Raw genomic sequence first — 5,080 nt, forward strand, 5'->3', positions numbered from 1 at the left:
GCGCCGATATCGCTGTTGAATGGCTCATCGGCGCCCCCGCCGGCATGAGCATAACCCCGGAAAATTCCAGCGCCGGCTGGCCTAGTTTTGGGGAGCACTTCATAACCCCGGAAAATTCCAGCGCCGGCTGGCCTAGTTTTGGGGAGCACTTCACTACCAGCGCGGTGTCACGCTGGACTTCTCACGGCCAGGGATGCTGCTCATGCACCCTTGAAGCAAGATTCAACTTTCAGGAAAAGTGGGGACTACGCTAGGCCAATGCCACGGCTATCCTTCGAGTGCCCGGTGCCGATGTCCAGTTGTTCACCGCATGCGCCCAAGTTAGGTTGTTCAGAATGACAAGGTCCCCTGGTTTTAGCTTGAGAATAATCTCGTCACAAAAAAGTTTCTCATAATCGGCGCCTGAACACCAACTCCGTCCTGCATTAACGGGGTCCAGTTGGTGCAACTCAAAACCGTCCGGCGGGAACTTGAGAAGTTCGCGCTCCTGCAACATCCGAACGAAAAAGTGAAGACAGCTTTGGTCAACACTACCAATGTTATCCCAAAGGACATTCACATCGCGCCCTAGGAGAAGGGAAAAGCTTCTTTTCGGCCTTGCCATAACAATCGCCAGCAAAAGGCCCGGGATCTCGGATTTCACCTCGGCTACTATTTGGTCATCTGGTACCAAATAGTCATCCGGCGAGCTCAGACGATAAAGTGCTTTTGCACGAGTGATCATGCCCCGAGACAATGGTTTTGATCCAGGTAATATTTTTGTCGTTTTTTCTCGTAAAAGTCCCCATGCCTCACTTGTGTCGTCGATGTTCAATAGGATTGTTTCTCCTCCGTCTTTACTATTCTCGAAACAATAAAAGCACGACAACTGCATATTAGATATTCTATCTCCTTCGGAATGCGGGGTGACAAACTGATAATCTTCTCGGGAATTAACGCTCATGAAGTATTTGTTGATCCGTCGTCGGTGACCAAGAAAATCGGAAAAGCCGGCCTCTAGCTCTAGCTTTTTTTGCAATCCCAGTTCACCGGCAATTTGATGTACGAGGCCGTCCGCCTCGCTCGGTGAGACATTACGAATCAAAATGACACAGTCTCGACTGAGTGCCTCAATCACGCAAGTCACATCCAAGCCGCTGCACCCCAGGGTCAACAGCATGCGCCGATGTGAGAGATCAGGAGTCAGTTGTGGTTGCGACATTCGCCGTGGACCCGTTCTTCGTCGCTTTCGTCGCCTCACGAGCAAGGGCCGTGCCACAGACGTCAGCGGGCATTAAGCGAAAACGCTACTTAGTGCCGAGCCCCGGCCAATCTGCGAAAACGCGATGCGTGGCGAACTTTGCAACATCGAGCGGAATCCCTGCCGCAGGACCCTCTCTCACTCGACGAGCAGACCACATGGAGAAAGCAGCGGCGAGCATTTTGGCTCGCAAAGGCAATTCGGGCAAGGCGCGGGCGCCCGATCTTGAGTGGTCGTCGCTGTTGACGGCGCGTGCTGTTGTGTTGAGCTCTGTTCGGTTCAAGGCGTTAATGTCCCAAGCCCGACGGCATGACGGAAAAATTCTGGCAGCCCGGCGAGAAGCGAATTGTTTTCTTCAGAATGAGCTCGCAGAAGGTCATTGGCGCGTCCGTTACTTAACGTGAGCGCCAAGGAGATTCTGCTGTACGCGCGGTGATGACGGCGGCTGTTGCAGAGCTTCCGACGACTTTGCGGACGCCCATGCGGTGATCGTCGCCAATGAGTTCCGTATTGTTGTGCTGAGCTGTGTCTGGTTCAGGACGTCGATGTCCCAAGTCCGACGGCGGCATTTCGAGCGAAGCGCGCGTTATTTCTTCAGGAAACGCTCGCAGTACGTCATTGGTATGTCGATTGCTTGAAATGCGGGGTGATCCGTTAGTGCCTTCATCGTAACCCCTGTCTAAGAGTTCAGATGAAACTTGCTACACCGGTTGGCTCTTGCATCTTTGTTGGTGGTGGTACGCTAGCTATTAGATGTGCTCAGCTAGTGATGGAGATGGGCCACGTGATCCGGGCGGCGCTGTGTGCCGACGCCATATTCCGCGATTGGGCCGCTCTCGCCGATATCTTGTGTGTGACGAGCATTGAAGAGCTATCTGCGCTGCTCAACGCCGAGCCAGTCGAGTGGATATTTTCCGTTGCCAATCCGTTCATATTGCCAGCAGATGTGTTTGGGAAAGCGCGTAGAGGCACTTTCAATTACCACGACGGTCCGTTGCCGCGATATGCCGGAACTCATGCGACGTCTTGGGCGCTTCTTGCCCGAGAGACCGAACATGGCATCACGTGGCATCGTATCGATCACGGTGTTGGTACTGGTGAGCTGGTCGTCCAACGCCAAGTGTTGATTGCGACGAGCGATACTGCGCTGACGCTGAATCTCAAATGTTATGAGGCTGCTATCGATGGCTTCCGCGAGCTTCTAACTGGCTTAACAAATGGAGAGCTTAGTGCTCGTCCGCAAGCGCTAGCGGACCGAAGCTTTTTCCCGAAAGGTCGACGCCCAGATGCTGCGGGCTGTCTGCGATGGGATCGATCCGCACAAGATCTGGAAGCGATGACGCGCGCCTTAGACTTTGGCCCGTATCATACCAATCCATTGGGGTTGTCCAAGGCTCTCGTAGGCGATGAGGTTGTCGTCGTCAGGCGCTTGGAGGTGACGGCTCGGCGCTCGGGCTTTGCTGCGGGGTCTTTAGTTGAGATCCACCCCAGCCACTGGCGTGTGGCGACAGGGACAGAGGATGTTGATGTTTGGCTTAGCAGCTTGGATCGTAAGGCTCTGGATGCGCGGGCACTCGCGAGGCGTTCTGATTCCCATGTAGGCGACCGCCTCCCGATTCTGAGCGATGACGAGGCGCGGAGCATAACGGTTGCGCATGAAATGTTGGCGCCTCGTGAGAGTTTTTGGCGACGGCGGCTTGAACAGTTCAAAACATCCCAGCTTTCCTTTTTGTCGTCTTCAGTAGCTTTGGCTGCACCTCAATGGCAGTTGAGTTCATGGCGAATTCCAGGTGCTTTGGCTGAGCTGTCTCCCAGTAATCGCACGGAATTCTTGCTAACGGCGTGGCTGATCTACCTAGCCCGCATCACGGAAGAATTCGAGCTTCAATTGGGATGGACTCCCGCGCCGAGTGGATCGCGAGCGGGCTTGAAAGCGCTCGAGGTGCTTGTCGCTTCTGTTGTGCCGATGGCAATTACCATCGATCTCGACAATGATTTTGCAGAGGCTCGCACGGTGGTGGCGGCCGAATTCGCTCAGCTGAAGGAGCAGGATAGCTTCGCGCGAGATCTTATCGCGCGCTGCCCAACGTTGCTCGGTATGGAGGCGTTACGATTGCGCCGCCCCTGGCCCGTTGGCGTTATGCTTACTGTAAGTGGCGAGTCTGCCACTGGTGACCTAGCTTCGAGCCCGACTTCTGAGGCAGCCCTGCCCGGTGAGGCGTTAACATTTGAGGTTTGCGCTCTAGATGGGAGCTTTCGATGGCACTTTGATGCAAATCGCTTGGAGCCCAAGCATATCGACCGTATGACCCAGCATTTGCAAAATTTGCTATGTGCTGTGAAGGCAGATCCGCGGCAGCCGGTGGGGCGGATTGAACTCTTGTCATCCGCTGAGCGCGCGTATCTGCTGGAGGAGCTGAACCGGACGGCATCGGCCTATCCGTCGCACGTGTGCATCCACGAGCTGTTCGAGGCACAGGTTCGCCGTGCGCCGGACGCGGTGGCGGTGGTCCATGAGGAGGAGCGGCTAAGCTATGGCGAGCTGAATGCGCGGGCCAACCGCCTGGCGCATCATCTGATCGGGCTCGGGGTCAGGCCGGACCAGCCGGTGGCGATCTGCGTTGCGCGCAACGTGGCGATGGTGGTCGGGCTTTTAGCGATCCTCAAGGCGGGCGCGGCGTACCTGCCGCTGGACCCGGCCTATCCATCGGCGCGGCTGCGGCAGGTTCTCGACGATGCGGCGCCGCGGCTGCTGCTGGCCGATGCGGCCGGCCGATCCGCGCTGGGCGCCGATGCGCTGGCCGATGTGAGCGTGGTGGATCTGGAGACGGCCATGCCGGCGTGGGCAAACCTGCCGGCGTCGGATCCGGACCCGCGCGCGCTTGGCCTCACCTCACGCCATCTCGCCTATGTGATCTACACCTCCGGATCAACAGGCACCCCCAAGGGGGTCATGGTCGAGCATCGCGGAGTGGTGCGTCTGGTGGCGGAGAACGATTTCGTCGAGATCTCGCCGCAGGACGTTTTTCTCAACGCTTCCTCGCCGACATTCGATGCGACCACGTTCGAAGTCTGGGGAGCCTTGGCGAACGGCGCCAGTGTTGTGCTCTATCCTGAACGCTGTCTCTCGACGGCAACGCTGGCCCGGATCATCCAAGACCAAGGCATCACTATCGCTTGGATGACTGCGCGGTTGTTCGACGTCTATGTCGGGGAGGGGCGGAGCACCAGTGGGCTGCAGCAACTGCTGGTCGGGGGCGAAGAGGTCTCAGCCAGTTCCATCAGAGCATGTCAGAAGCGACATCCGACGCTGCGAATCTCGAATGGCTACGGCCCGACCGAGAACACCACCTTCAGTCTGTGCTACCCGGTGCCTGCTGGCTTCGATGGCCAGCAACGGGTGCCACTGGGACGACCAATCCGGAATTCGGTGGTCTATCTGCTGGACGGTCATGGTGCGCCGGTTCCGTTTGGCGCGGTCGGGGAGCTCTACGTCGGCGGGGCGGGGGTGGCGCGCGGCTACCTGAACCGGCCCGAGCTGACCGCGGAGCGGTTCATCGCCAGTCCCTTTGTGGACGGCGACCGGCTGTACCGCACCGGCGATCTGGCGCGCTATCTGCCGGACGGCAATCTGGAGTTTTTGGGCCGCAACGACGACCAGGTGAAGATCCGCGGCTTCCGGATCGAGCCGGGCGAGATTGCGGCGCGGCTTTGCGAGCAGCCGTTCGTGCGCGAGGCGGTGGTGGTGGCGCACGAGGGCCCCGGCGGCGAGCAGCGTCTTGTCGCCTATGTGGTGTGTGCGCCGGAAGCAGCTTCGAACGGGCTGGAGGGAAGCGAGCT

The 5,080-nt window shown here is 58.0% G+C and carries 4 protein-coding genes; 3 read left to right on the forward strand and 1 reads right to left on the reverse strand.

What is annotated here, in order from left to right; genetic code table 11:
* A partial coding sequence (locus tag GA0061098_RS45845) for a hypothetical protein (protein WP_208610754.1) occupies positions 1 to 254 on the forward strand: 254 nt, incomplete at its 5' end.
* On the opposite strand, the gene GA0061098_RS44610 is transcribed toward GA0061098_RS45845, so the two are convergent.
* A complete protein-coding gene (locus tag GA0061098_RS44610; RefSeq protein WP_129591130.1) occupies positions 251 to 1,117 on the reverse strand; it encodes a hypothetical protein in 867 nt (288 codons plus the stop codon). The genes GA0061098_RS45845 and GA0061098_RS44610 overlap by 4 nt on opposite strands.
* A 281-nt stretch (positions 1,118 to 1,398) precedes the next feature.
* Here GA0061098_RS44610 and GA0061098_RS44615 point away from each other — a divergent pair, with 281 nt between their 5' ends.
* Both GA0061098_RS44615 and GA0061098_RS43120 read left to right on the forward strand, forming a co-directional pair.
* Complete coding sequence (locus GA0061098_RS44615) at positions 1,399 to 1,644, forward strand: hypothetical protein (protein ID WP_129591131.1); 246 nt, start codon at positions 1,399 to 1,401, stop codon at positions 1,642 to 1,644.
* 371 nt (positions 1,645 to 2,015) lie between these two features.
* Positions 2,016 to 5,080: amino acid adenylation domain-containing protein (locus GA0061098_RS43120; RefSeq protein ID WP_165637988.1), on the forward strand; the 3,065-nt coding region annotated here is incomplete at its 3' end.

The organism is Bradyrhizobium shewense (genome assembly GCF_900094605.1).
GTDB lineage: Bacteria > Pseudomonadota > Alphaproteobacteria > Rhizobiales > Xanthobacteraceae > Bradyrhizobium > Bradyrhizobium shewense.